Source organism: Citrobacter werkmanii (assembly GCF_008693645.1).
Lineage (GTDB): Bacteria > Pseudomonadota > Gammaproteobacteria > Enterobacterales > Enterobacteriaceae > Citrobacter > Citrobacter werkmanii.
Genome location: NZ_CP044101.1, coordinates 3163779 through 3189827, shown reverse-complemented (window position 1 = coordinate 3189827; position 26049 = coordinate 3163779). Strand labels below are relative to the sequence as shown.

The following is a 26049-nucleotide window of genomic DNA, read 5'->3' as shown; positions in this document are numbered from 1 at the left end:
TTATTCTGAGCACAAAAAAACCGGGCAGTTCACAGCGCCCGGTTTTTTTACGTCTGCCGATTACTGATGACGCTTACGTAAGTTCTCAATCACGGTGGTCAGATCAAGCTCCTGATCCTGTAGCAGAACCAGCAGGTGGTACATCAGGTCAGAAGCTTCATTCGTCAGTTCAAAACGATCGTGCACGGTGGCGGCCAGTGCGGTTTCCACGCCTTCTTCCCCCACTTTCTGCGCAATGCGTTTGGTGCCACTGGCATACAGCTTGGCCGTATAAGAGCTTGCCGGATCGGCGGTTTTACGCTCAGCCAGAAGTTGTTCTAGTTGATACAGGAACAGCCACTGATGACTGGTGTCAGCAAAGCAGCTTGAGGTGCCTTTGTGGCAAGTTGGCCCAATCGGGTTAACCAGCACCAGCAGGGTGTCGTTGTCACAGTCAGGCGCGATGTTAACCACATTAAGAAAGTTGCCAGAGGTTTCACCTTTGGTCCACAGCCGTTGTTTGGTCCGCGAGAAAAAGGTTACCTTACCGCTTTCAAGCGTTTTATCCAGCGCCTCAGGGTTCATATAACCCAGCATCAATACTTCGCCGGATACCGCATGCTGCACCACAACCGGCATCAATCCGTCGGTTTTTTCCCAGTCCAGCTCGCGACATTGTTGCTTCGTTAACATATCCTGATCTCCACGCCCTGTGTTGCCAGGTACGTTTTTAACTCGCCAATATTGATAATTTGTTTGTGGAAAACGGAAGCGGCAAGCGCGCCGTCAACGTCAGCATCACGGAAGGCTTCGAGAAAGTGTTCCATGGTGCCTGCGCCACCGGAGGCAATCAGCGGTACGTGGCAAACGTCGCGCACTTTTCTCAGCTGCTCCAGGTCGTAGCCGTTACGCACACCGTCCTGATTCATCATGTTCAGCACGATTTCGCCTGCGCCACGTTTCTGCACTTCCTGCACCCAATCCAGCGTTTCCCACTGCGTGATGCGGGTACGACTCTCATCACCGGTATACTGGTTAACGTGATATTTACCGGTTGCGGCGTCATACCAGGTATCGATACCCACCACAATGCACTGTACGCCAAAGCGGTCCGCCAGACGCGTGATAAGCTCCGGGTCAGCCAGCGCCGGGGAGTTGATGGAGATTTTATCCGCCCCGAAGGAGAGAATACGCGCCGCATCATCAATGGACTTAATCCCACCGGCAACGCAGAACGGAATGTCGATCACTTCCGCCACGCGCGATACCCAGCTTTTATCGACTACACGGCCATCGCTGGAGGCGGTGATATCGTAGAAGACCAGTTCATCTGCGCCTTCATCGGCATAGCGTTTTGCCAGCGGAACGATGTCGCCAATAATCTCGTGATTGCGAAACTGGACGCCTTTTACCACCTGTCCATCGCGAACGTCCAGACAAGGAATTATGCGTTTTGCCAGCATTGGATGGCCTCCTCAACGGTGAACTTACCTTCCAGCAGGGCTCGTCCGACGATCACGCCGCCAACCCCAGTCCCGCGCAGGGCGGCTACGTCCTCAATTCCACCTATACCGCCAGATGACTGAAACGCCACCTGCTGATATTTAGCGCACACTTCTTCATAAAGCGCGACGTTTGAACCCGCCAGCGTACCGTCGCGGGAGATATCAGTGCACAGCACATGCTTCAGACCAACGGGTAAATAGGTTTCCACCAGATCTTCCAGTGAAACCCCTGAATCTTCCTGCCAGCCGCTGACCGCAACCTGTTTATTACCGCGTTCGTCAATGCGTACGTCCAGCGCCAGCACCAGCGCGTCGGCGCCAAAACGGGTAAACCAGCTCTTCACTTCCTCGGGGGATTTTACCGCCGTCGAACCGACCACCACGCGTGCCACGCCGGCGTCAAGCAGTGCCGCAACGTCCGCTTCAGTACGCACACCGCCGCCAACCTGCACCGGAACATTGACGCCCGCGACCAGCGTTTTAATCAGCGGTATTTGTCGTTTCTGCGGATCTTTTGCCCCGGTCAGATCGACCAGGTGCAGTACCTGTGCGCCTTGTGCCGCGTAATCCTGCAGGCGGGGCAGTGGATCGTTGCCGTAATCACGTTGCTGTGCGTAATCACCTTGATGAAGACGCACCACCGTGCCGTCGATTAAATCTAATGCCGGAATAATCATTACATCTCCAGAAAGTTTTTCAGCAACTGCGCCCCAGCCGCACCCGAACGTTCCGGGTGGAACTGCACGCCAAAGAAATTGTCCTTTTGGACTGCCGCGGTAAACGGTTCACCGTAATGACACTGGGCGATGGTCCATGGGTTCACTGGCATCGCGTAGCTGTGGACAAAGTAGAAATAGGCCCCATCGTCAATACCCTGGAACAGACGATTGCCTGCTTGTGGATACACACGGTTCCAGCCCATATGCGGCAGCGGCAGGCCAAAATCGGTCATTTTGGGGACGTCTTGTTCAATAATGCCCAGCAGGGAGACACCGTTACTCTCTTCGCTGCGGCGACCAAGCAGTTGCATGCCTAAGCAGATCCCGAGCACCGGTTGCGTACAGGCTTTAATTAGTTCAATAAGTTCACGCTCGTGCAACTGGTCCATAGCCGCCTGCGCAGTACCAACGCCGGGTAGAAACAGCTTATCGGCCCGGAGCACCACATCCGCATCGCGGCTGACAACCGGGTCGTATCCATGGCGCGCAACGGCGGATTTCACCGAATTCAGGTTGGCGCACCCGGTATCCAGGATCACTACGTTCATTACAGCACTCCTTTTGAGGAGGGTAGCGTATCGCCTTCTACGCGAATCGCCTGGCGCAGCGTGCGGCCAAAGGCTTTAAATAGGCTTTCCACTCGGTGGTGGTCATTTTTTCCTTTGGTTTTCAGGTGCAGGGTGACGCCCATGGTGTAGGAGAGTGAGCGGAAGAAGTGTTCAATCATCTCTGTGCTCAGATCGCCCACGCGCTGGTAGGTAAACTCAGCGCGGTATTCCAGGTGCGGACGTCCGGAGATATCCAGCGCGCAACGTGCCAGACATTCGTCCATCGGCAGGACAAAACCAAAACGGTTGATACCACGTTTATCACCTAATGCCAGCTTTAAGGCCTCACCCAGCGCCAGACCGGTATCTTCTACGGTGTGGTGATCGTCAATATACAGATCGCCTTTGACGGCTATCTCCATACGGAAACCGCCGTGGGTGGCGATTTGATCCAACATGTGGTCAAAGAAGCCAACGCCAGTATTGATTTTGCTTTGGCCTTCGCGGTCCAGCCAGACTTTGACGTCAATCTGCGTTTCTTTGGTATTGCGCTCAACGTGCGCGTAGCGGTCACGTTTGGTCAACTGCTCGCCGATCATCGCCCAGTTCAGGGTGTCCCGGTGATAGCGCAATCCGCTAATGCCCATATTTTCAGCGAGCTGAATATCGGTCGCCCGGTCGCCAATGACGTAGCTGTTCTCGGTGTCCATAGCCTGTTCAACCAGATATTGCTCAACCAGCTTCACTTTTGGCTTACGGCAATCGCACTCGTTTGCTGGCAGGTGCGGGCAGATCAGTACCTCGTCAAACGCAACGCCCTGAGAGGTGAATATTTGCATCATCAGATTATGCGGGCCGTCAAAATCGGCCTGTGGAAAGCTCTGGGTTCCCAGTCCATCCTGGTTGGTGATCATCACCAGCTTAAAACCCGCTTTTTGCAGCTTCAGTAAAACGGGAACGACTTCCGGCTCAAAAGCCAGTTTGTCAAAGCGATCGACCTGAAAGTCACTTGGCGGTTCGGAAATCAGGGTTCCATCACGGTCAATAAAAAGATACTTCTGGCTCATACTTGCTCCGCACGTAAGGCGTCAATGACGCGCTGGCTCTCTTCACGGGTTCCGACAGTAATACGCAGGCAGCCGCTTAACGAAGGTTGTTTGTTCTGGTCTCGTAAGATAATGCCCTGATCCCACAAAGATTTAAATACGCTGCTGGAGGCGGTGAAGCGCGCCAGAACATAGTTGGTTTCAGAATCGAAAACCTGTTCTACACAGCGAATTGTTTTCAGGTTCTCCACCAGGTACTGACGCTCTTGCAGGATCTGCTGGACGCGTTGGCGCATGGCGGCAACGCCTTGTGGCGTCAGCGCCTGGGCGGCGATATCCGCCACCGGTGTAGAGAGGGGGTAAGGGGCGATCACCTTTAACAGCAGATTGATAATTTCTTCATTTGCCAGCGTAAACCCGCAGCGTAAACCGGCGAGAGCAAACGCTTTGGATAGTGTGCGTAAAATTACCAGGTGCGGATATTCAGACAGCCAGCCCGCCAGCGTGGCCTGCGGGCAAAACTCGATATACGCTTCATCGGCAACCACGATAGCTTTACCCTGCGTCATATCGAGCAGCGAACGCAGATCCTGTGGCTTAATCAACTGGCCCGTTGGGTTATTAGGGCTGCATACGTAGACCACCTTCACACCATCAAGCTTGTCCGCGATACCTTGTAAATCCAGTTGCCAGTCGTCAAGTGTCGGGACGGTACGGCATTCAACGCCAATCGTTTCAGCGCTGACGCTGTACATGCCGTAAGTCGGCGGACAGTACAGAATCGCATCTTTACCCGGCTCGCAAAAAGCGCGCACCAGCAGCTCGATCCCTTCATCTGCGCCACGACTGACCAGCACCTGCTCCGGCTTGACGCCTGCATACTGCGCGTAATTCTCAATCACGGCTTTCGGCTGGCACTCCGGATAGCGGTTCAGCGTTTGCTGACTTAGCTGAAACTCAACGGCGGTGGGATATTCATTCGCATTGAGCCAGACGTCGCCGTTACCGCCAAGACGGCGGGCAGACTGATAAGGCGTTAACTCGCGGACATTCTTACGGGCTAAATCAGTGACGCTGAGAAAGTTGTCAGTGCTCATGCTTGCTCCTTCAGGGCGTTAACGCGCAGGGTGACGGCATTTTTGTGGGCGGTCAGCAGCTCAGCCGCGGCCAGGGTTTCGATGGTGGCGGCCAGCGCAGAGAAACCTTGTGGTGTTAATTCCTGTATGGTCATCCGTTTCTGGAAATCAGCCAGCCCCAGACTGGAACAGGTTGTGGTATAGCCGTAAGTTGGCAGCACGTGGTTAGTACCGGAAGCATAGTCGCCTGCGGATTCCGGCGACCAGTCACCAAGGAACACCGAACCGGCGCTTGTTATGCCTTCCACCAGCTCACGTGCGTTGCGGGTCTGAATGATCAGGTGCTCCGGACCGTAGGCGTTGGAGATTTCAACGCACTGTGCCAGATCTTTCGCCACGATTAAACGGCTGGCGGAGAGCGCCTGACGCGCGGTGTCGGCGCGGGACAGCTCGGCGAGCTGGCGTTCAACGGCTTCGGCCACGCCTTCGGCAAGCTTAGCGTCCGGCGTTAGCAGGATCACCTGCGAGTCCGGGCCGTGCTCGGCCTGAGAGAGCAGGTCGGAGGCGACAAAATCCGGCGTTGCGCCGCTGTCAGCGATAACCAATACTTCGGACGGTCCGGCAGGCATATCGATTGCCGCGCCGTCAAGACGCTGGCTGACCTGGCGCTTGGCTTCGGTCACATAGGCGTTGCCCGGCCCAAAGATTTTATCGACTTTTGGAATAGACTCCGTGCCCAGTGCCAGCGCGGCAATGGCCTGTGCGCCGCCCACGTTAAACACTTCTTTCACGCCACAGAGTTGCGCGGCGTAGAGGATTTCATCGGCAATCGGCGGCGGCGAGCACAGCACCACTTTTTTACAGCCCGCGATACGCGCCGGGGTCGCCAGCATTAATACAGTAGAGAACAGCGGTGCCGATCCCCCTGGAATATACAGGCCCACGGAAGCGATGGGGCGGGTAACCTGCTGGCAGCGCACGCCCGGCTGGGTTTCGATATCCACCGGCGGCAGGATCTGCGCGCTGTGGAAAGTATCAATATTACGTACTGCCGCCTGCATGGCTTGTTTCAGCTCGTCGCTCAGACGATTCCCGGCCTGCTGAATTTCTTCCTCAGTGACGCGCAGCGCGCCGACCTCGGTTTTATCAAACTTCGCGCTGTATTCGCGCAATGCCTGGTCGCCGTTGTTTTTGACATTTTCAAGGATCTCGGCCACCGTACGGCTAATGCTTTCAGAGGCGGAAATCGCCGGGCGCATCAGTAATTCGCGCTGCTGCTCAGGGCTACAGCTATTCCAGTCAATCAGGGTATTGAAGCTCATGGTCGTTACTCCATCATCTTCTCAATCGGCAGCACCAGAATAGAGCTGGCGCCGAGCGCTTTCAGTTTTTCCATTGTTTCCCAGAACAGGGTTTCGCTGCTGACCATGTGCATGGCCACGCGCTGCTGATCACCCGCCAGTGGCAGAATGGTTGGGCGCTCAGCGCCAGGCAGCAGGGCGATAACTTCGTCCAGACGCTCGCTCGGTGCGTGCATCATGATGTATTTGGATTCGCGAGCCTGAATAACCCCCTGGATGCGGGTCAGTAGTTTGTCGATCAGTTGCTGTTTGGCTGCGGCCATTTCGCCATCGCGCTGAATCAGACACGCTTTAGAGCGGTAAATCACTTCCACTTCACGCAGACCATTGGCTTCAAGCGTCGCGCCGGTTGACACCAGATCGCAGATTGCATCGGCCAGACCCGCGCGGGGTGCGACTTCGACAGAACCGTTTAACAGACAGGATTTAAATGACACCCCTTTTTGATCGAGGTAACGCTTGAGCAGGTGTGGGTAAGAGGTGGCGATACGCTTCCCGTTCAGTTCTGCCGGGCCATCCCAGGCTTCATCAACCGGCGTCGCCAGCGAAAGACGGCAGCCGCCGAAGTCCAGACGACGCAGGGTAAAATAGCGAGGATCTTCACCCTGTGCCCGACGGTTGAGCAGCTCTTCTTCCAGAACGTTTTCCCCAATAATGCCCAGATCAACGACGCCGTCCATCACCAGACCTGGGATATCGTCATCACGCACGCGCAGGATATCAATCGGCATATTTTCTGCCATCGCAATTAAGCGCTGGGTGTGAAGATTAATTTTAATGCCGCAACGGGCCAGTAATTCGCGTGAATCGTCGCTTAAACGGCCTGATTTCTGCATAGCTATGCGTAAACGGGTGTTGTCTAACATTGTTTGTTCCTCGTTATCCTGTCTGAATCAGTTTGGGTCACGCACAAAAAAAAGCCCCCGGAAGAAATCTTCCGGGGGCTTTCTCATACGCTCATGCACCGCTGGAAGATTTAAATGTCTCCCAGCACACATCGCCTGAAAGACTAGTCAGGATGATGGTGATGATGGTGTTTAAATTGAGCGCGTGTCATAAATTTTCTCGATGAATGTTTATTCATTTGATGTCTTTTAACCTAAACCACTTTAGCTACGGAAAGCAAGGGCTTTTTTTGATCATTAATTCATTTCATATTGATACTATGAATTGTCAGCCACCGTGGGCTGGCGTAGCCTTGCGTTATAGGCCAAAAGTCAGGAGAGAAGGCATGAAAAAGGTCGCAATTGTCGGGTTAGGTTGGTTAGGCATGCCGTTAGCCATGTCGCTGGCGGCGAGAGGCTGGCAGGTTACCGGCAGCAAAACCACACTAGATGGGGTAGAAGCGGCCCGTATGAGCGGTATCGAGAGTTACTCGCTGCGCCTGGAGCCTGAACTGGTCTGTGAGGCTGACGATCTCGACGCGCTCATGGACGCTGATGCACTGGTTATAACGCTACCTGCGCGCCGTAGCGGGCCGGGGGAGACATTTTACCTGCAGGCCATGCAGGAACTGGTTGACAGTGCGCTGGCGTACCGGATCCCGCGGATTATTTTTACCAGCTCGACGTCGGTCTATGGCGATGTCCAGGGTATCGTGAAAGAGGGGACGCCGCGTAACCCGGTCACCGCCAGCGGGCGTGTTCTGAAAGATCTTGAAGACTGGTTGCATAACCTGCCTGGCACCTCGGTAGATATTCTGCGTCTGGCCGGACTGGTTGGCCCGGGAAGACATCCCGGCCGCTTTTTCGCTGGCAAGACGGCGCCAGATGGAAACCATGGCGTCAATCTGGTGCACCTGGATGATGTCGTTTCTGCCATCACGTTGCTGCTGCAAGCGCCCAAAGGGGGACACATCTATAATATATGTGCGCCTATGCATCCGGCGCGTAACGTGTTCTATCCGCAGATGGCCCGCCAGTTGGGGATGGAACCGCCGGAATTTCGCGGCGGTGCGGATAACGGTAAAGGTAAAGTCATTGATGGCAGCCGTATTTGTAATGAGCTTGGATTTGAGTACCAGTATCCCGATCCGCTGGTGATGCCGATGGAGTGACAGGCCAGCAGAGTGTCGCTGTATACCGCCAGGGGGCGAGTATGAAACCACTGCTGGACGTTCTTATCATCCTCGATGCGTTAGAAAAAGAGGGCAGTTTCGCGGCGGCGTCGGTAAAATTGTATAAGACGCCGTCTGCGCTTAGCTACACCGTCCATAAACTGGAAAGCGATCTTAATATTCAGTTATTAGATCGCAGTGGGCACCGGGCTAAGTTTACCCGCACCGGTCAAATGCTGCTGGAAAAGGGGCGAGAGGTATTGCACTCCGTCCGCGAACTCGAAAAGCAAGCCATTAAACTTCATGAAGGCTGGGAGAATGAACTGGTCATCGGCGTCGATGATACATTTCCCTTTTCACTGCTGGCCCCCCTTATCGAATCCTTCTATCAACATCACAGTGTGACGCGCCTGAAGTTTATTAACGGCGTGCTGGGTGGTTCCTGGGATGCACTTACTCAGGGGCGGGCGGATATTATTGTCGGCGCTATGCACGAACCGCCGGCGGGGAGCGAATTTGGTTTTGCGCGGCTTGGCGCGCTGGAACAGGTGTTTGTGGTTGCGCCGCATCATCCGCTGGCGCAGGAACAGGAACCGTTAAATCGGCGTACTATTCGACGATTTCGCGCCATCGTGGTGGGAGAGAATGCGCATCAAGCGAACATCTCCGGCGTTCAGGTGTTGGACGATCAGGAAGCGATTACCGTTTTTGACTTCAAAACCAAGCTGGAGCTGCAAATCAGTGGTCTGGGATGCGGATATATTCCCCGTTATCTGGCGCAGCGATTTTTGGACAGCGGCGCGCTGATTGAGAAGAAAGTGGTCGGACAAATTCTGTTTGAACCCGTGTGGATAGGGTGGAATGAACAGACCGCCGGGCTTGCCAGCGCCTGGTGGCGGGACGAGATTTTAGCAAATAGTGCTATTGCCGGGGTGTACGTTAAAACGGATGCTGATAAATCAATCAGTTGAGAAAAAATATTTTTTTACAGTTGCTTCAATCTCTTGTTATTTCTCCCCAAATTAGTGCAAAATACGCCGCTTGCAAAAAATGACATTAACCGACGTTTTAATACGCGTCGGTTATTTTTTTGCATCAAACCAATCATTCATAAAAGAGGCCGGGCTTCGTACCGGATAGATACTTACTTAAAAATCGACAGTTGTTGTCGCTGAGGATTAACAAAAAATGGGGCAATTTTTTGCTTACGCGACGGTTTTCGCCGTAATGGAGGATAACCATGTCGCATAACGCTACTCCAAACACCTCTCGCGTGGAATTACGTAAAACGCTTACGCTGGTTCCGGTTGTCATGATGGGCCTTGCCTATATGCAGCCGATGACGCTGTTCGATACATTCGGTATCGTCTCAGGAATGACCGATGGTCACGTCCCGACAGCTTACGCCTTCGCACTGATCGCCATCCTCTTTACCGCACTAAGCTACGGTAAACTGGTACGCCGCTATCCGTCCGCAGGCTCTGCCTACACTTACGCTCAGAAATCCATTAGCCCGACCGTTGGTTTTATGGTTGGCTGGTCATCGCTGCTGGACTACCTGTTCGCGCCGATGATCAACATTCTGTTGGCGAAAATTTATTTTGAAGCGCTGGTGCCTTCGATTCCATCGTGGATGTTCGTGGTGGCGCTGGTGGCCTTTATGACCGCCTTCAACCTGCGTAGCCTCAAGTCCGTCGCTAATTTCAACACCGTGATCGTGTTGTTGCAGGTGGTGCTGATTGCAGTGATCCTCGGCATGGTCGTTTATGGCGTGTTCGAAGGGGAAGGCGCCGGTACGCTGGCGAGCAGCCGTCCGTTCTGGTCGGGTGATGCGCACGTGATCCCGATGATCACCGGGGCTACCATCCTGTGCTTCTCGTTCACCGGTTTTGACGGTATCAGCAACCTGTCAGAAGAAACCAAAGACGCTGAACGCGTGATCCCGCGTGCGATTTTCCTGACTGCGCTGATTGGTGGCCTGATCTTTATCGTCTCCACCTATCTGTTGCAGTTGTACTTCCCGGATATCTCGCGCTTTAAGGATCCGGATGCTTCGCAGCCGGAAATCATGCTGTATGTTGCTGGTAAGTTCTTCCAGGTCGGCGCGCTGATTTTCTCTACCATTACCGTACTGGCGTCCGGTATGGCGGCGCATGCAGGCGTTGCGCGTCTGATGTACGTGATGGGTCGTGACGGCGTATTCCCGAAAAGTTTCTTCGGTTATGTACACCCGAAATGGCGTACTCCGTCCATGAACATCATTCTGGTTGGGGCGATTGCTTTGCTGGCAATCAACTTCGACCTGGTGATGGCGACGGCGTTGATTAACTTTGGTGCGCTGGTGGCGTTTACCTTCGTTAACCTGTCGGTAATCTCCCAGTTCTGGATCCGTGAGAAGCGTAACAAGACGCTGAAAGATCACTTCCAGTACCTGTTCCTGCCAATGTGCGGTGCGCTGACCGTTGGCGCGCTGTGGGTGAACCTGGAAGAAAGCTCAATGGTTCTGGGCCTGATCTGGGCGGGTATCGGTCTGATCTACCTGGCGTGCGTGACCAAAAGCTTCCGCAACCCGGTACCGCAGTACGACGAAGATATCGCGTAATAACTGCATTTAGCTGAAAAAAAACGGAGACATGTTCTCCGTTTTTTTATACGTGGGATTTAGACAATCTCTTGCGCATATTGCCAGAGTGCTTTCAGCAGCGTCAGCTTCTCTTTGTTATCCGCATAATGCTGACTCAGCATCTGTAATTCATTGGCGTAATTTTGCAAAAACTCCGGCGTGAATACCTGACGACGATGGTCTAGCCAGCGCTGTTGTTCGGCTTCATCCAGCGTTCCAGGGAAGTTACGCGCGCGGTAGTTAAACAGCAGCTTTTCAATGCGTTTATCGACAAAGGTGATATCCAGCGCTGGTAAATTGCGCGGTTCGGTTTCCAGAACGATTTTCATCGCGGCGCGGTCGGCATCGCTGAAAAAACCGTTGTACAGCTGGGCATCTACGTTATCCGATGGCGCAAAGGGTTCCGCCTCGGCAAAGATAGCCACGACTTTGTCGCGTACCTGTGGGTTTTCGCGCAGAATTTTGAGATTATCCAGACAATGCTGGCGGTTAATACCGAGACGATCGGCATCTTCCGGGCGCAGGGTGTTCGCCTGTGCCAGTACCGGACATTTGTTGATGTGCACCAGTTTAACCGGCACTGCGGGGTTATCTCCCAGAACTGCCTTAGCGGTATAGAGCCGCTCACGCAGCGCGTCGCTGTCCAGTTCGAGCAGCGGTGAAATATCACCGGCCAGATCGACCATGATAACCGCGTTGCGATTTTCCGGATGCCAGGCCAGTGGCGCCACCCAACTGGTGTTACCGCGCCATGCGCCGAACATGCCCGAGACATGGACCAGCGGCTTCATCTGCGGCACATCAATTAGCGCCGCCAGTTTGTGCTTATTACGATGGCTATAGAGATACTCAAACAGACGAGGCTGGCGTGACTTGACTAATTGCGCCATCGCAATCGTGGCATACACATCGGCCATTGCATCGTGGGCATTGGCATGCTCAATCCCATTCGCTTTGGTCAAATGTTCCAGGCGGAAGCTGGGCAAGCCATCGTCGTTTTCCGGCCAATTAATACCTTCAGGACGCAGGGCATAGCAGGCACGCATGACATCCAGCAGATCCCAGCGCGAATTATCGTTCTGCCAGCTCCAGGCATAGGGATCATAGAAATTGCGATACAGGATATTTCGCGTCACTTCATCATCGAAGCGCACGTTGTTATAGCCCAGAATACAGGTTTTCGGTACGGTAAACAGGGCGTGAATACGCGCAGCAAAAGCAGCTTCATTTTCTCCCTTTTCACGTGCTTCTTGCGGGGTGATGCCGGTAATCAGCACCGCCTCGGGCTGTGGCAGATAATCATCTGCGGGTTTGCAATAAAAGACTTCAGGTTCACCGATAATGTTGAAGTCATTATCTGTGCGGATAGCCGCAAATTGCGCGGGTCTATCCAGCGCCGGATGGGTACCAAAAGTCTCGTAATCGTGGAAGAGAAAACCAGGTTGCTGCTTGCCGTCATTCATTGTTCAGTTATGTCCGGGATCAATTTAGCGCTTATCCAAGAATACCAAAAAATAGCGAGGTAATCAGCAAGAGGATTATCGATGCGGAATGGCCTACGCAAGAAAATTGCGCTGAACACGGCTTCGAACGAATGATTAATTATTTTCTTACCGTTAAAGGAAATTACTGGAATAAACTTTCTTAAAATCACACCCTGGGAAGTAAGTTAATTGATAACCATTATTGTTATTTCATTTTCTGTTTTCTGGATGTTTTAAAAGTCTTTTAAAAACAACGACCTTATATTTCTATTAATGCGCTTGTATGCATTGTAATAAAATGTGAGTGAGGTTAAAAATTAATAATATAAACTCCATATAATAATTGGATATATCTAATAACAGGAGGTTATATGAGCATAAGTCGGCGTAATTTTTTACGAGGGGTGGGTATAGGTTGCTCAGCCTGTGCGATAGGCAGTTTTCCACCAGGCGCACTGGCGCGGAATTCTCCCGAGCACATAAAAGGGAAAACATCCCTGACGCCAAGTTTGTGCGAAATGTGTTCTTTTCGCTGCCCAATTCAGGCTCAGGTAATAAATAATAAGACGGTTTTTATTCAAGGAAACCCTAATGCGCCTCAGCAGGGGACGCGTGTCTGCGCGCGCGGAGGCAGCGGTGTTAGCCTGGTCAACGACCCGCATCGTATTGTTAAACCGATGAAACGCACAGGACCTCGCGGGAGCGGTGAGTGGCAGGTAATTAGCTGGCAGCAGGCATATAAAGAAATTGCCGAAAAAATGACGGCAATAAAAGCGCAGCATGGTCCTGAGGGGGTCGTATTCTCTTCCAAGTCCGGTTCGCTTTCCGGCCATTTATTTCACCTCGCGACGGCTTTTGGATCGCCGAACACGTTTACTCACGCCTCGACATGCCCCGCCGGAAAAGCGATTGCCGCTAAAGTTATGATGGGTGGCGATTTAGCCATGGATATCGTCAATACCCGTTATATGGTCTCTTTTGGCCATAACCTCTATGAAGGTATTGAAGTCGCCGACACCCATGAACTGATGACCGCGCAGGAAAAGGGCGCGAAAATGGTCAGCTTTGATCCCCGTTTGTCCGTCTTCTCCAGCAAAGCGGATGAATGGCATGCGCTTAAGCCTGGCGGCGACCTACCGGTGCTGATGGCCATGTGTCACGTCATGATCAAAGAAAAGCTGTATGACGCAGACTTTGTTACACGCTACACCACAGGGTTTGACCAACTGGCTGAGGCGGTCCAGGAGACCACGCCGGAATGGGCGCAAAAGCTCGCTGATGTGCCTGCCGATGTGATTATCCGGGTCACCCGCGAAATGGCAGCCAGCGCCCCTCACGCCATTGTCAGTCCGGGTCATCGTGCGACGTTTTCGCAAGAAGAAATTGATATGAGGCGCATGATTTTCACCCTCAATGTGTTACTTGGAAATATTGAGCGTGAGGGTGGGTTGTATCAGAAAAAAGCGGCGGCAACGTACAATAAGCTGGCCGGAGAGAAAGTCGCTCCCGTGCTGGCAAAACCCGATGCCAAATTACCCAAGCCAACGGCGCAGCGTATCGATCTGGTGGCCCCGCAGTTCAAGTACATCGCGGCCGGCGGCGGCGTAGTGCAAAGCATTATTGATGCCGTCTTAAAGCAAACGCCGTATCCGGTGAAGGGATGGATCATGTCCCGACACAACCCTTTCCAGACCGTGACCTGTCGACCAGACCTGGTCAAGACCGTTGAACAGCTCGACCTGGTGGTCAGTTGCGATGTCTATTTAAGCGAAAGCGCGGCGTATGCCGATTATCTTTTGCCTGAATGTACTTACCTTGAGCGCGATGAAGAAGTTTCTGATATGTCGGGCCTGAATCCAGCCTATGCCTTGCGTCAGCAGGTGGTTGAGCCTATCGGTGACGCGCGTCCGAGCTGGCAAATCTGGAAAGAACTGGCTGTTCAGTTAGGCCTTGGGCAATTCTACCCATGGCAGGATATGCAAACGCGCCAGCTGTACCAGCTTAATGGCGATCATGCGTTATCTGCTGAGCTGCGTCAGAAAGGGTATCGCGAGTGGGGCGTTCCGCTATTGCTGCGCGAACCCGAAGCGGTGCGTCAATTTGTGGCACGCTATCCGGGCGCGGTAGCGGTTGATAGCGACGGCACTTATGGTGAGCAGCTGCGTTTTAAATCCCCGTCAGGAAAAATCGAACTCTACTCTGCCGAGCTGGAAACACTCCTGCCAGGCTACGGTGTTCCTCGCGCCCGCAATTTTGCGCTCAAAGGCGACAATGAACTCTATTTTATTCAGGGGAAAGTGGCGGTTCATACCAATGGCGCAACGCAATATGTGCCACTGCTGAGTGAGCTGATGTGGGACAACGCGGTGTGGATCCACCCGCAAACGGCCCGTGAAAAAGGCATCAAAAGCGGCGATGACATCTGGCTGGAAAATGCAACCGGTAAGGAAAAAGGCAAAGCGTTGGTCACCGCCGGTATTCGACCCGATACGCTATTCGTCTATATGGGATTTGGCGCCAAGGCAGGAGCCAAAACAGCCGCGACGACGCACGGTATTCATTGCGGTAATTTGCTTCCACATGTCACCAGTCCGGTGTCAGGTACGGTGGTCCACACCGCTGGCGTTACGCTTCGTCGGGCATGAGAAAGGAGTACATCATGAATCAATCAACAAACCCTTATGTCATGCTGCATGACGAAAAACGCTGCATTGGTTGTCAGGCGTGTACGGTTGCCTGCAAGGTACTGAATGACGTGCCTGAAGGTTTTAGCCGCTTACAGGTGCAGATCCGTTCACCGGAACATGAACCCGAGGCGCTTTCCCATTTCCAGTTTGTTCGTGTTTCTTGCCAGCATTGTGAAGATGCGCCGTGCGTCAGCGTTTGTCCAACCGGTGCATCATTCCGCGATGAAAACGGCATTGTGCAGGTGGATAAGTCCCGCTGTATTGGCTGTGACTACTGCGTCGCTGCTTGTCCGTTCCATGTGCGCTACCTTAATCCACAAACGGGAATCGCAGACAAATGTAATTTCTGCGCGGATACCCGTCTGGATGTTGAACAGTCGCCCGCCTGCGTTTCCGTTTGTCCGACGGATGCGTTGAAGTTTGGTCGTCGCGATGACCCGGAAATCCAGCACTGGATCAATCAAAAAGAGGTTTATCGCCAGCAGGATACGCGTAGTGGCCAGGTGAGTGTTTATCGGCGTAAAGAGATCCATCAGGAGGGTAAAGTATGAATTCTATCTGGGGAGCGGAACTTAACTATGCGCCGGACTACTGGCCGCTGTGGCTCATTTATGCGGGCGTTATTGTTGTGCTGATGATTGCGGGCCTGGTCACGCACGCGCTGTTACGTCGGATGCTGGCGCCGAAAACGGTAACCGGAGAGGAGCACCGGGAGTACCTCTATTCGCTGGCTGTTCGCCGTTGGCACTGGGGAAATGCGCTGCTCTTTATTCTGCTTTTGCTGAGCGGCCTGTTTGGCCACTTCTCTGTCGGACCGGTAGCGTTGATGGTGCAGGTACATACCTGGTGCGGCTTCGCATTGCTGGCCTTCTGGATTGGCTTTGTGTTAATAAACGCAACCAGCGGCAACGGCTGCCATTATCGCGTGAAGTTAAACGGGTTAATATCACGCTGCCTGCTGCAAACGCGCTTTTATCTGTATGGCATCATGAAAGGCGAGCCGCATCCGTTTGCCGCAACGGCAAAGGATAAATTTAACCCACTGCAACAACTGGCCTACCTGGCCATTATGTACGCGCTGGTTCCGCTGTTGATCATCACCGGGTTGTTATGCCTCTACCCGCAGGTGTCAGGGGCAGGGCCGATAATGCTGGTGCTGCATATGGCGCTAGCGATTGTCGGCTTACTGTTTATCTGCGCACATATTTACCTGTGCACGCTGGGCGACACGCCAGGGCAAATTTTCCGCAGTATGATCGACGGCTACCATCGCCATCGCAGCCATCACGCAGAGACTGCGCCACGCAAAGGATAATTTCGCGCGCGGTTTGTCGCTGACAGCCTTGTATGACAGCAAGAAAATGTGCCTTATGTCACATTTTCTTGCAATTTATTCAAGTTTGTTCGACAGAACTTCCGTAAAAAGAACGGCTATTTCTCCCTTTTCTGAGGACATGCTGTTGAAACGCCGTTTGTTTATTGCCGCTTCACTATTCACGATGAGTTTTACGTCCGCCTGGGCGACCGATGCCGCCAGCTTCGCCCCACAGCCGCCTGCGATAAATGCCGGGGCGTGGGTATTAATGGATTACACCACGGGCCAAATTCTGACAGCCGGTAATGAACACCAGCAACGTAACCCCGCCAGTCTGACCAAGCTGATGACCGGCTATGTTGTTGACCGCGCAATCGACAGTAAGCGCATTAGTCCAACCGATATTGTCACTGTTGGGCGCGATGCCTGGGCGAAAGACAATCCGGTATTCGTCGGTTCATCCTTGATGTTCCTGAAACAAGGCGATCGCGTTTCGGTGCGCGACCTCAGCCGCGGGCTAATTGTTGATTCCGGGAATGATGCCTGCGTGGCGCTGGCTGATTACATCGCCGGGGGACAACCGCAGTTTGTCGCGATGATGAACAACTATGCGCAAAAGCTGAACCTGCAGGATACCCATTTTGAAACGGTCCATGGTCTGGATGCGCCTGGTCAGCATAGCTCTGCTTACGATCTGGCCGTATTGTCGCGAGCTATCATCCATGGTGAACCGGATTTCTACCATATGTACAGTGAGAAAAGCCTTACCTGGAACGGAATCACGCAGCAAAACCGTAATGGCCTGTTGTGGGATAAAACCATGAACGTGGATGGTCTGAAGACAGGGCATACGTCCGGTGCCGGGTTCAATCTGATCGCTTCCGCCGTTGATGGACAGCGTCGACTGATTGCGGTTGTGATGGGAGCAGAGAGTGCGAAAGGGCGCGAAGACCAGGCGCGTAAGCTGCTGCAATGGGGACAACAAAACTTCGATACGGTGCAGGTTTTGCGTAGCGGTAAGCAGGTCGGTACTGAACGGATCTGGTATGGCGACAAAGAAAAAATCAGCCTGGGCACCGAGCAGGATTTCTGGATGGCCCTGCCTAAAGCGGAAGTGGCTAACATTAAAGCAAAATATGTCCTTGATAAGAAAGAACTGGTTGCACCAATCGCGGCACATCAGCGTGTGGGTGAAATTGAACTCTACGATCGGGATAAGCTGGTGGCGCACTGGCCTCTGGTTACGCTGGAGTCCGTCAGCGAAGGTGGCGTTTTCTCGCGTCTGAGCGATTATTTCCACCACAAGGCGTAGTTATTTCCTGGAATGCCTGACTGGCAAGAGTGCGAATCTGCTCACATAATAATCACTATTTACTTGTGGCCGAAATACCTAAAAATTACACTGTATATACATACAGTGTAATCACGGAGGTTATATGGAGTACGAGATTAAACAGGTCGATAAACGCAGGATTGCCGGTTTTCACATGGTTGGTCCGTGGGAACAAACGGTAAAGCAAGGTTTTGAGCAGTTAATGAAGTGGGTCGACGGGAAGCAAATTGTTCCGCTGGAATGGATAGCCGTTTATTACGACAATCCTGACGTTGTCCCGGCGGAGAAACTGCGTTGCGATACCGTGGTATCTGTGCCTGAAGATTTTGCGATCCCGGAAAACAGCGAAGGGGTGATCCTGACCGAAGTGGCGGGTGGCGACTATGCTGTTGCCGTTGCGCGTGTAGAAAATCATGACTTTGCGACGCCGTGGTACCAGTTTTTTGACTGCCTGATGCAAGATACGACTTTCGAAATAGCTGCTAAACCCTGCTTTGAAGTGTACATGAACAATGGCATCGAGGATGACTACTGGGACATTGAAATGTACATACCGGTACAGTCGAAGTAACTGTTTTTGATGCAAATCAGGATGATATTTTCAGGCAAAAAACGAGTACAATTCTGTTATTTGCTATTCGCTGACGGAGTGCATGAGTGCGTGCCAATAAGTCACTGAGCCCTTTTGAAATTCGTTTGTATCGTCATTATCGTGTAGTGCACGGTATTCGCATTGCGCTTGCGTTTATTCTCACTTTTCTGTTGGTACGCCTGTTAAACATTCCTGAAGGTACATGGCCTCTGATCACGCTGGTGGTGATCATGGGGCCTATTTCTTTTTGGGGGAACGTTGTTCCCAGAGCTTTTGAACGTATTGGCGGCACGATCCTGGGATCGGTGCTTGGGCTGGTGGCCCTGCGTCTGGAGCTTTTTTCGCTTCCGCTGATGCTGATATGGTGCGCGGTGGCGATGTTTCTCTGCGGTTGGCTGGCATTGGGCAAAAAACCGTATCAGGCGCTGTTGATTGGTATTACGCTTGCCGTTGTAGTGGGTGCTCCCGCTGGGGATATGAATACGGCGTTATGGCGTGGCGGCGACGTTATTCTTGGATCGTTGCTGGCGATGCTGTTTACCGGCGTGTGGCCACAACGGGCATTTATACACTGGCGTATTCAACTGGCGCATTGCGTCACGGGGTACAATCGGGTGTACCAGGCGGCGCTCTCCCCCAATCTGCTTGAACAACCGCGACTGGAGAAGCATTTACAACAGCTGTTGAGCGAGGTTGTCAAAATGCGCGGGCTCATCGTCCCTGCCAGTAAAGAAACCCACATTCAAAAATCCATTTTTGAAGCTATTCAGACGGTTAATCGTAACCTCGTCTGCATGCTCGAGTTGCAAATCAATGCGCTCTGGGCCAGCCGTACCAGTCACTTTGTTATGTTGAATGCGCATACTTTGCGTGAAACCCAGCTCAGGACGCAGCAGGCGCTACTGACGATAACGCATGCATTGTATGAAGGTAATCCGCAGCCAGTACTTGCCAATACGGAGAAGCTCAATGATACCGTGGTAGAGCTACGTCAGCTTATCGCTGAGCATAAGGGCGATAATGTCGCAGAAACGCCTATTCACGGCTACGTTTGGTTGAATATGGAGATGGCGCGACAGCTGGAGTTACTTTCTCATTTAATCTGTCGCGCGCTGCGCAAATAAAAAGCAGATGAGGGGATTGGTTCTACTGCTGCTTCGATTCAGCAACGATTAGAGGTATGATACTGAAAAAGGCTAAAACCATTGGTAACTGCAATGGCTTTACCCTCGATAATTCAGGTTTTAACCATGCATTGTCGATGCAGATGCAACTTGAAGTATGGCGGGCATGAAAGTAATGTTGACCCACTTTAGCCGTTGTTTAAACGAATCCGAATCTCACATTATCAGGGGTGTAAAAATGGAAACTACCAAGCCTTCTTTCCAGGACGTGCTGGAATTTGTTCGTCTGTTCCGTCGTAAAAACAAACTGCAACGTGAAATCCAGGACGTTGAGAAAAAGATCCGTGACAACCAGAAACGTGTCCTGCTGTTGGACAACCTGAGCGACTACATCAAGCCAGGCATGAGCGTGGAAGCGATTCAGGGCATTATCGCTAGCATGAAAAGCGATTACGAAGATCGCGTTGATGATTACATCATCAAAAATGCTGAGATCTCAAAAGAGCGCCGCGATATTTCTAAGAAGCTGAAAGCCATGGGTGAACTGAAAAACGGCGAAGCCAAAGCTGAGTAACGATTTATGCTTGTCCGGGTCGCTGCTGTGCGGCGACCCTTATTGCAGTTCAACTCCGCCTGCGACCATTCGCAATAAATGCTGTTCCGGCCAGTGAACCGTCAGTTTTTTCTGTGTCAGCATCCATTTTATGTAATCCACATCATGACGCGTTCTGTCCAGCATCAGGCCGACAACGCTGCCGCTGTGCGCAACGTTAACGCCGTATAAATCACATTCCTCTACCAGCGCTAATAGCGAATCAAAATCTGGTTTCGGTAACAGCAACTGGCTGGCGGTTGCGCTTAGCGTGGCAGCTTCGCCCATCCGGTAAGGATTTTGGCTGATACAAGCTTCCTGTACCTTTTCCCATGCTCGTTTGAGGGCCGGAGCACCTGCCTGTAACCCGGAATGACGCGGAATACGGTGATAATCAGCAGTGCGCAATGTTTCCGGGCTTTCGAGAACCAGCAGATCGAGTTGAGGCTGGGCTTCGCAGGCAATTTGCGTGGAGGCGTCGTTATGATCGAAAAGGGTAAGCTTACGAAAAACGGTGCTGTCGGTAGGCTCCAGCGAAACGCAAAGTTGCGCCAGCGTAGATTCATCCAGGTGATGGCCCAGGTGATGTGCCGTGGCGACAGCAGTGGCGGCAATATCTGCAGTGCTGCTGGCCATTCCTTTAGCGATAGGAATAGTTGACTGGACATCAATTCGGATATCCTCACTCATCTGCGGCGGGTATTGCCAGTGCTGCAATAGCCGATTAACCATCGCCCGTGAAAGTGGACGTTCCTCTGCCAGCGGTGAGCCTGAAGTGACCTCAACGGTGCTATACCATTCGACCGGGCAGGAGACTAATTTCTCACTGCCCAGAATCCAGCCCTGGATAAGTTCACCGCATGATGCGGGACATTGCGCAATAGCCACGTATTCACCTTTGTGATCAGCAATCCTCGGCGCATAGTGTCATGGCGATCGCGCTATTACCATGATTTGCCGCAATTTGCAGTGCGGCAGGATTAAGCTGGAATGCCCAACGTCACAGTTTCCGCTATCGCTAAACGCATAACGTCCTGCGCTATCATCAGCTCTTCGTTGGTATTGATCACCGCCACTTTGACCAGCGAATTTTCTGTCTGAATAAAGGTGGCGTTTCGCTGATTTTTTTCTTCATCGACGGCCAGTCCCAGGAAATTCAGATTGTGACAAATTGCGCCGCGCGCCCGCGCTGAGTTTTCTCCTATGCCTCCGGTAAACACCAGCGCATCCAGACCGCCCATCTGCATAATATAGCTACCAATGGTGGCGCGAATTCGTTCGGCAAAAAGCGTCAACGCCAGCGCAGCCTGATGATTGCCCGTATCTGCGGCATGTTCAACGTCGCGATAGTCAGGTGAGATCCCAGAAACGCCGAGTAAGCCGGATTCATTGTTGAGCAATTGGTTGAGCTGCTGCGGTGTCTTGCCTTCGCGCAGGGCAATCCACGGCAAAATAGACGGATCAATATCGCCACTTCGCGTGCCCATCATCACGCCAGACTGTGGCGTAAACCCCATAGAGGTATTAACTGATTGACCACCTTTGATGGCGCAGATGCTGCTGCCGTTGCCAAGATGACAACAAACGACGCGCAGGGCGCTGAGGGGCACCCCTAACTTTTCAGCAAGCTGGGCGCTGACATATTTGTGGCTGGTGCCATGAAATCCGTAACGACGAATACCCAGCTCTGAATAGTAACGCCAGGGCAGGGGATAAATGAAAGAAGGCTCGTCAAGCGTCTGATGAAAAGCGGTGTCAAAAACCGCCACGGCCGGCGTTTCGGGTAATAGCTGGCGAAATACTGCAATTCCCAACGCATTTACCGGGTTATGTAGCGGGGCCAGTTCCGCAAGGCGATCAATTTCCGCCAGCGTTTCATCGGTTACCAGTGCGGAATCTTTAAAAGATTCCCCGCCGTGTGCGACGCGATGCCCCACGCCGTCGATCTCCTGCAGACTGCTGATAATATTGTGGTTGAGCAGTTTTTCCAGGAGCAGCGTCACTGCTTCACGATGATCGGCTACGGGCAATGTTTCCTGCCATTTTTGCGCAGGCGTTTTAAGGGTGACCTGAGCATCAGACATACCAATACGCTCGATCAACCCCTGACAAATCATTTCACCTTGTGGCATCGCCAGAAGCTGAAACTTGAGCGAGGAACTCCCCGCATTAATGGCCATTATTTTGTGAGACATGAAAGTTCCTTTGCATTCAGAAAAATGAACATCTCATCGACACCTGTATTCTCCAGCGCACTGGTGACAAACACTTTTTGCGCGCCAGCCTCGACTAACCAGCTCTCAACGAGGGAAATGCGCTGCGGATTGGCTAAATCGGCTTTAGTGACGAGGCCAATGACGGGTCGGTTCATTGGGCCGGTGAAACCGGGAGAAAATGGCGACCACGGCGCGTCAGCATTGAGGACCAGCGCGATGATGTCTGCTTCACAGGAGCTGGCCAGCAGCGCACTATACAGACAGCGGTTTTCAAGATATTCGCCCGGTGTATCTATCGCTGTGGGCGACCAGACTATGGCCTGGGTCTTCTGATAGTGAAGCGCTTCTCCCCGCATGCATTGTGTGAGCGACGTTTTTCCGCACTGGCTGGGTCCGATTAGCATGATGCGTTTCATGAGATTACGTCCGGGTGATGGGGCAAGCGGTAAAACGCATCATTTCGCCCAGCGTTCGGGTTACCTGTTTCAGCGCGTACTCAACGGCGGAGACGTCGCCCGTCAGTACCACTGCGCCGGTAAATCGGTCGAGAAAACCAATCTCTACCGCTCCGGATTTCGTGGCGATATCGCAGGCGATAATTGAGGCTTCGCTGGGGGTAATCGTCAAAATCCCGATTGCGGATACTGAATCCTGTAATCCCAGTTTCTTGAACAAATCTTTTCCGGGATTGGCGATAAGATGCGCCAGCGTGACCTGCTTGCCAGGAACATATTCCTGGATCATACGATCCGTGGTGGGCTGTCTTTCCATTATCCCTCCACCATCTGCCGCCACATGCTTTCATGCGGGCGAGGTATAACGGAGCGATAAACCAACAGGCCTTTTTCACCCGCGCTTTCACTGGCAACCGTTACTGCGTTATTCACATCGGATACATCGCCAGCGACAACCATGTAGCACTTGCCGCCAATACCAAATGCCATGTGCACGCGTACCAGTGTGACGTTGGAAGCTTTAACAGCGCGATCCGCAGCACAGATACAAGCCGCCACGCTCCATGTTTCAACAATCCCGACGGCCTGACGCTTATCCACGCTATTTAACCCGCTGATTGCCGGGAGTACGCTGGCATGAATATTAGGCAGTACCAGACTGTCGACGAGCATATCGCCAGCAAGAGATGTACCAGTGGCTATCGCCTGTTGTACTGCGCCTACGTCACCACCGAGCATGAGCAGGAATTTTCCCGGGCAGATGGTCTTGCTGACCAGTAAATTCACATTCGCGCTTTTTAACATGGCATCGCCAGCTTCCATTCCTTTGGCAATGCTGGTGAGTTCTAAGATCCCTATAGCCTGAGACATGATTAACCTCTTATTACCGTGATGGATTGCTCAGTGATTTCGCTGACAATACCGTCAATACTGGCGTGGACAGTCGCACCTAATGCGCCCGTCGGCACATCGGCAACGCATTGACCGCGAACAACGCGATCGCCTTGCTGCACACATGGGATGGCGCTGGCGCCAATATGCTGGCGTAGCAACAGCGTCGTTTCATCGGTGGAAAAATCAGTCTCAGCCAGTGGCGCATCGTGATACCAGTCGCTAAGACCCAGTTTGGTAATAAGGCGCTTAATCGGGATCAACCGGTACTTCGCCATTTCATCCTCAGGATTTAGCGGCCCTTCATAACGATGGTTGAGCGCCCGTAGTTCGCGTTTAAGCATGCGGTTGATTCGCATCGGCGATATTCCAACCGGACAGGCAACGCTTTCACAGACATTGCATTCTGAACAGGTCAGGGCCGTGAGCAGCAGCTGTGGTGTGGCCGCCTGCTGATAATTAACCGCGCGAACCAGCAGATGTGGTGATAATTCATGGCCGATTAAGTGCCTTGGGCACAAATCCGTACACAAACGGCACTGCTCGCATACGGTTTTTGCGACGGAAAGCACGGTGCGTTCATCCTGCATTCGCCGCTGAATCAGCGCATGAGATTTTGGTAAAACCAGCAACCCACCGGTGGTCTTGCTGACGGGGGTATCCAGGGAGGTAATCAGACCGCCCATCATCGGGCCGCCATTAATAAATCCTGGATCGTCAACGGTTGCGCCTCCCGCCAGCGCCAGCACCTCGCGAAGTGACATCCCGATAGGGACAGTGAGTGTGATGGGTTTGGCTACTGCGCCGTTGACGGTCAACGTACGACGGGTAACGGGATATTGCTGTTCAACCGCTCTGGCGATGTTGAGCACGGTCTGGACGTTATTAACCACCACGCCGACGCTGACCGGCAGTGCGGCAGGTGGGACCCTCCGGCCTGTTGCCATCCAGATGGTCAGCACCTCGTCACCGGCCGGGTAGACATCAGGTAAAATGTGTAACCGGATATCGGCAGGTAGCAGAGGAGCTAACGCATTGATAGCCTTCTGGTATTTTTCTTTGAGCGCAATAATACCGCCACTGGCTCCGGTAGCCGTCATGGCATATTTAACGCCGCGAATAAGTCGACCTGCCTGGACGCTCATCAATTGCTGGTCAACTTTTAACATCGGTTCACATTCGGCGGCATTCACCAGAAATGTATCGACCTGCGCCTGTAATTTTACGTGCGCAGGAAAGCCAGCACCGCCGGCTCCAACAACGCCAGCAGCCCGAACGCGTTCGCGTATCGTCTGCGCATCATAAAGCGTGGACTCTGCCGTCATGGCTGTATTCATAATAATTCCTCAAGCAGTTCCTGCATGGCACTGGCGTCGGCAACACGAGGATTGGTTTGCAGCGTGACATCAGCCAGCGCGGCCTGAACCATCGACGGTATACGCTGTGACCAGTTTTGCTTTCCGTCTTTGAGTGCGTCAACGAAAGAAGGTAACGCACACTGTTTTTTGAGAAGCTCAATGTGATGAATGAGCGCATTCAGCGCAGCCGTATCGTTCGCGTTATCCGGGCATAAATGGCAGGCTTTAGCGAAACGGGCATAGCGCTTCGCGGCCCTGGGGGCGCGGGCATTAAAATGAATAACAGGGGTCAGCAGCAGTGCATTGGCAAGTCCGTGGGGCAGATGAAACTGGCCGCCCAACTGATGGGCAATCGCATGGTTTATACCCAACCCCGCCTGGCTAAATGCCATTCCTGCGAGCGTTGACGCGTTGTGCATTTTCCCCCTGGTTGCCAGACACTCGCCTTTGCTGACGGCGACGGGAAGGTACTGGAAGACGATTTGTGCCGCTTTTTCCGCCAGCGCGTCGGTAAAGTCGCTGGCCTTCGTGGACACGTAAGCCTCCAGCGCATGCGTCAGGACGTCCATGCCGGTATTCGCGGTGATGGCAGGAGGTACGCTGACAACCAGCGTTGGATCGAGGATGGCCATATCCGGGTAAAGCGCATTATCAAACAAGGGATATTTAATGCCTTTATCCGGATCGCTAATCACGCAGGCGCTGGTCACTTCCGAGCCTGTGCCGCTGGTGGTGGGAATAGCAACACAGGTTTCGATTTCAATACCGAACTGTCGGCTGAACCAAACGATGGCTTTCGCGGCATCCAGCGCTGAGCCTCCGCCAAAACCAATGACAACATCCGGTCGCAGGGACTGCATTTGCGCAATCCCTTGCACCACCGTGCTAATGGTTGGGTCGGGGGTAATATCGCTGAAAATGCTGATGCGATTATCCGCAGGAAGCGTGTTGCGCAGCTTTTCAATCACAGGAGAACGCGCCAGAAAACCATCGCAGATAATCCAGATATGCTTATTCGTGAAACGCTTGAGCACATCCAGGCTTCCCTGGCCGCTGAATAATCGAGTTTGCAGTGAAAAGCTTTTCATA

General features: G+C 52.8%; 27 protein-coding genes, 1 pseudogene and 1 other annotated feature. Of the genes and pseudogenes, 11 read left to right on the top strand and 17 right to left on the bottom strand.

The window, feature by feature from the left end:
• Positions 1–60: 60 nt before the first annotated feature.
• The 9 genes from hisIE to hisL form a co-directional block, all read right to left on the bottom strand.
• The gene (hisIE, locus tag FOB24_RS16190) at positions 61–672 is read right to left on the bottom strand and encodes a bifunctional phosphoribosyl-AMP cyclohydrolase/phosphoribosyl-ATP diphosphatase HisIE (RefSeq protein WP_038641733.1); all 612 of its coding nucleotides are present in this window, start codon (positions 670–672) and stop codon (positions 61–63) included.
• Positions 666–1442: an imidazole glycerol phosphate synthase subunit HisF gene (gene hisF / locus FOB24_RS16185; protein WP_038641731.1), complete on the bottom strand. Its 777-nt coding sequence runs from the start codon at positions 1440–1442 to the stop codon at positions 666–668. Before hisF ends, hisIE begins: the two co-directional genes overlap by 7 nt.
• Positions 1424–2161, bottom strand: a complete 738-nt coding sequence (hisA, locus tag FOB24_RS16180; protein WP_150345162.1) for a 1-(5-phosphoribosyl)-5-[(5-phosphoribosylamino)methylideneamino]imidazole-4-carboxamide isomerase — start codon at positions 2159–2161, stop codon at positions 1424–1426. The genes hisF and hisA overlap by 19 nt, the downstream gene beginning before the upstream one ends.
• A complete protein-coding gene (gene hisH, locus FOB24_RS16175) occupies positions 2161–2751 on the bottom strand; it encodes an imidazole glycerol phosphate synthase subunit HisH (RefSeq protein WP_038641727.1) in 591 nt (196 codons plus the stop codon). The genes hisA and hisH overlap by 1 nt, the downstream gene beginning before the upstream one ends.
• Entirely contained in the window at positions 2751–3818 is a 1068-nt protein-coding gene (gene hisB / locus FOB24_RS16170) for a bifunctional histidinol-phosphatase/imidazoleglycerol-phosphate dehydratase HisB (RefSeq protein WP_150345161.1), read from the bottom strand. The genes hisH and hisB overlap by 1 nt, the downstream gene beginning before the upstream one ends.
• Complete coding sequence (hisC, locus tag FOB24_RS16165) at positions 3815–4894, bottom strand: histidinol-phosphate transaminase (protein WP_121529232.1); 1080 nt, start codon at positions 4892–4894, stop codon at positions 3815–3817. The genes hisB and hisC overlap by 4 nt, the downstream gene beginning before the upstream one ends.
• Positions 4891–6195, bottom strand: coding sequence for a histidinol dehydrogenase (gene hisD, locus FOB24_RS16160; protein WP_150345160.1), 1305 nt, complete (start codon positions 6193–6195; stop codon positions 4891–4893). Before hisD ends, hisC begins: the two co-directional genes overlap by 4 nt.
• A gap of 5 nt (positions 6196–6200) precedes the next feature.
• Complete coding sequence (gene hisG, locus FOB24_RS16155) at positions 6201–7100, bottom strand: ATP phosphoribosyltransferase (RefSeq protein WP_038641718.1); 900 nt, start codon at positions 7098–7100, stop codon at positions 6201–6203.
• Between the two features lie 45 nt (positions 7101–7145).
• Positions 7146–7268: a sequence feature (His leader region), on the bottom strand.
• Positions 7244–7291, bottom strand: a complete 48-nt coding sequence (gene hisL / locus FOB24_RS16150) for a his operon leader peptide (RefSeq protein WP_100250077.1) — start codon at positions 7289–7291, stop codon at positions 7244–7246. Its footprint overlaps the feature before it by 25 nt.
• Positions 7292–7465: 174 nt before the next feature.
• Here hisL and FOB24_RS16145 point away from each other — a divergent pair, with 174 nt between their 5' ends.
• The 4 genes and pseudogenes from FOB24_RS16145 to plaP all read left to right on the top strand — a co-directional run bounded on the left by FOB24_RS16145 (position 7466) and on the right by plaP (position 10892).
• Complete coding sequence (locus FOB24_RS16145; protein WP_038641716.1) at positions 7466–8290, top strand: SDR family oxidoreductase; 825 nt, start codon at positions 7466–7468, stop codon at positions 8288–8290.
• 41 nt (positions 8291–8331) lie between these two features.
• Positions 8332–9316 (top strand): annotated as a pseudogene (locus tag FOB24_RS16140) (LysR substrate-binding domain-containing protein).
• A gap of 162 nt (positions 9317–9478) precedes the next feature.
• On the top strand, positions 9479–9541 hold the full coding sequence (yoeI, locus tag FOB24_RS24660) for a membrane protein YoeI (RefSeq protein ID WP_110498811.1): 63 nt from the start codon (positions 9479–9481) through the stop codon (positions 9539–9541).
• On the top strand, positions 9531–10892 hold the full coding sequence (gene plaP, locus FOB24_RS16130) for a putrescine/proton symporter PlaP (protein ID WP_003030167.1): 1362 nt from the start codon (positions 9531–9533) through the stop codon (positions 10890–10892). The genes yoeI and plaP overlap by 11 nt, the downstream gene beginning before the upstream one ends.
• Before the next feature lie 59 nt (positions 10893–10951).
• Here plaP and sbcB read toward each other — a convergent pair whose 3' ends face one another.
• Positions 10952–12376 (bottom strand): exodeoxyribonuclease I, encoded by a 1425-nt coding sequence (sbcB, locus tag FOB24_RS16125; RefSeq protein WP_150345159.1) that lies wholly within the window; start codon positions 12374–12376, stop codon positions 10952–10954.
• Positions 12377–12768: 392 nt separating this feature from the next.
• Between sbcB and phsA the strand changes: the two genes are divergently transcribed.
• The 7 genes from phsA (at position 12769) to FOB24_RS16090 (ending at position 20022) form a co-directional block, all read left to right on the top strand.
• The gene (phsA, locus tag FOB24_RS16120; RefSeq protein ID WP_150345158.1) at positions 12769–15042 is read left to right on the top strand and encodes a thiosulfate reductase PhsA; all 2274 of its coding nucleotides are present in this window, start codon (positions 12769–12771) and stop codon (positions 15040–15042) included.
• Positions 15043–15056: 14 nt separating this feature from the next.
• Positions 15057–15635, top strand: a complete 579-nt coding sequence (gene phsB / locus FOB24_RS16115; RefSeq protein WP_085047963.1) for a thiosulfate reductase electron transport protein PhsB — start codon at positions 15057–15059, stop codon at positions 15633–15635.
• Entirely contained in the window at positions 15632–16399 is a 768-nt protein-coding gene (phsC, locus tag FOB24_RS16110; RefSeq protein WP_085047964.1) for a thiosulfate reductase cytochrome B subunit, read from the top strand. The genes phsB and phsC overlap by 4 nt, the downstream gene beginning before the upstream one ends.
• A gap of 139 nt (positions 16400–16538) precedes the next feature.
• A complete protein-coding gene (gene dacD, locus FOB24_RS16105) occupies positions 16539–17711 on the top strand; it encodes a serine-type D-Ala-D-Ala carboxypeptidase DacD (RefSeq protein ID WP_069323527.1) in 1173 nt (390 codons plus the stop codon).
• Positions 17712–17835: 124 nt separating this feature from the next.
• Positions 17836–18303, top strand: coding sequence for a DNA gyrase inhibitor SbmC (gene sbmC / locus FOB24_RS16100; protein ID WP_085047965.1), 468 nt, complete (start codon positions 17836–17838; stop codon positions 18301–18303).
• Positions 18304–18389: 86 nt separating this feature from the next.
• Positions 18390–19448, top strand: coding sequence for an FUSC family protein (locus FOB24_RS16095; RefSeq protein WP_038641701.1), 1059 nt, complete (start codon positions 18390–18392; stop codon positions 19446–19448).
• A 238-nt stretch (positions 19449–19686) separates the two neighbouring features.
• A complete protein-coding gene (locus FOB24_RS16090) occupies positions 19687–20022 on the top strand; it encodes a DUF496 family protein (RefSeq protein WP_032939582.1) in 336 nt (111 codons plus the stop codon).
• Between the two features lie 39 nt (positions 20023–20061).
• On the opposite strand, the gene FOB24_RS16085 is transcribed toward FOB24_RS16090, so the two are convergent.
• The 7 genes from FOB24_RS16085 to FOB24_RS16055 all read right to left on the bottom strand — a co-directional run bounded on the left by FOB24_RS16085 (position 20062) and on the right by FOB24_RS16055 (position 26048).
• Positions 20062–20928, bottom strand: coding sequence for a GHMP family kinase ATP-binding protein (locus FOB24_RS16085; protein WP_085047966.1), 867 nt, complete (start codon positions 20926–20928; stop codon positions 20062–20064).
• Positions 20929–21020: 92 nt separating this feature from the next.
• A complete protein-coding gene (locus FOB24_RS16080; protein ID WP_137347758.1) occupies positions 21021–22235 on the bottom strand; it encodes an acetate/propionate family kinase in 1215 nt (404 codons plus the stop codon).
• A complete protein-coding gene (gene pduV, locus FOB24_RS16075; RefSeq protein WP_061381983.1) occupies positions 22220–22672 on the bottom strand; it encodes a EutP/PduV family microcompartment system protein in 453 nt (150 codons plus the stop codon). Before pduV ends, FOB24_RS16080 begins: the two co-directional genes overlap by 16 nt.
• 4 nt (positions 22673–22676) lie before the next feature.
• Entirely contained in the window at positions 22677–23027 is a 351-nt protein-coding gene (gene pduU, locus FOB24_RS16070; protein WP_032939586.1) for a propanediol utilization microcompartment protein PduU, read from the bottom strand.
• Entirely contained in the window at positions 23027–23581 is a 555-nt protein-coding gene (pduT, locus tag FOB24_RS16065; protein WP_003030201.1) for a propanediol utilization microcompartment protein PduT, read from the bottom strand. The genes pduU and pduT overlap by 1 nt, the downstream gene beginning before the upstream one ends.
• Before the next feature lie 2 nt (positions 23582–23583).
• A complete protein-coding gene (pduS, locus tag FOB24_RS16060; RefSeq protein ID WP_150345157.1) occupies positions 23584–24939 on the bottom strand; it encodes a cobalamin reductase PduS in 1356 nt (451 codons plus the stop codon).
• Positions 24936–26048, bottom strand: coding sequence for a 1-propanol dehydrogenase PduQ (locus FOB24_RS16055; RefSeq protein ID WP_121529221.1), 1113 nt, complete (start codon positions 26046–26048; stop codon positions 24936–24938). Before FOB24_RS16055 ends, pduS begins: the two co-directional genes overlap by 4 nt.
• Position 26049: the final 1 nt, after the last annotated feature.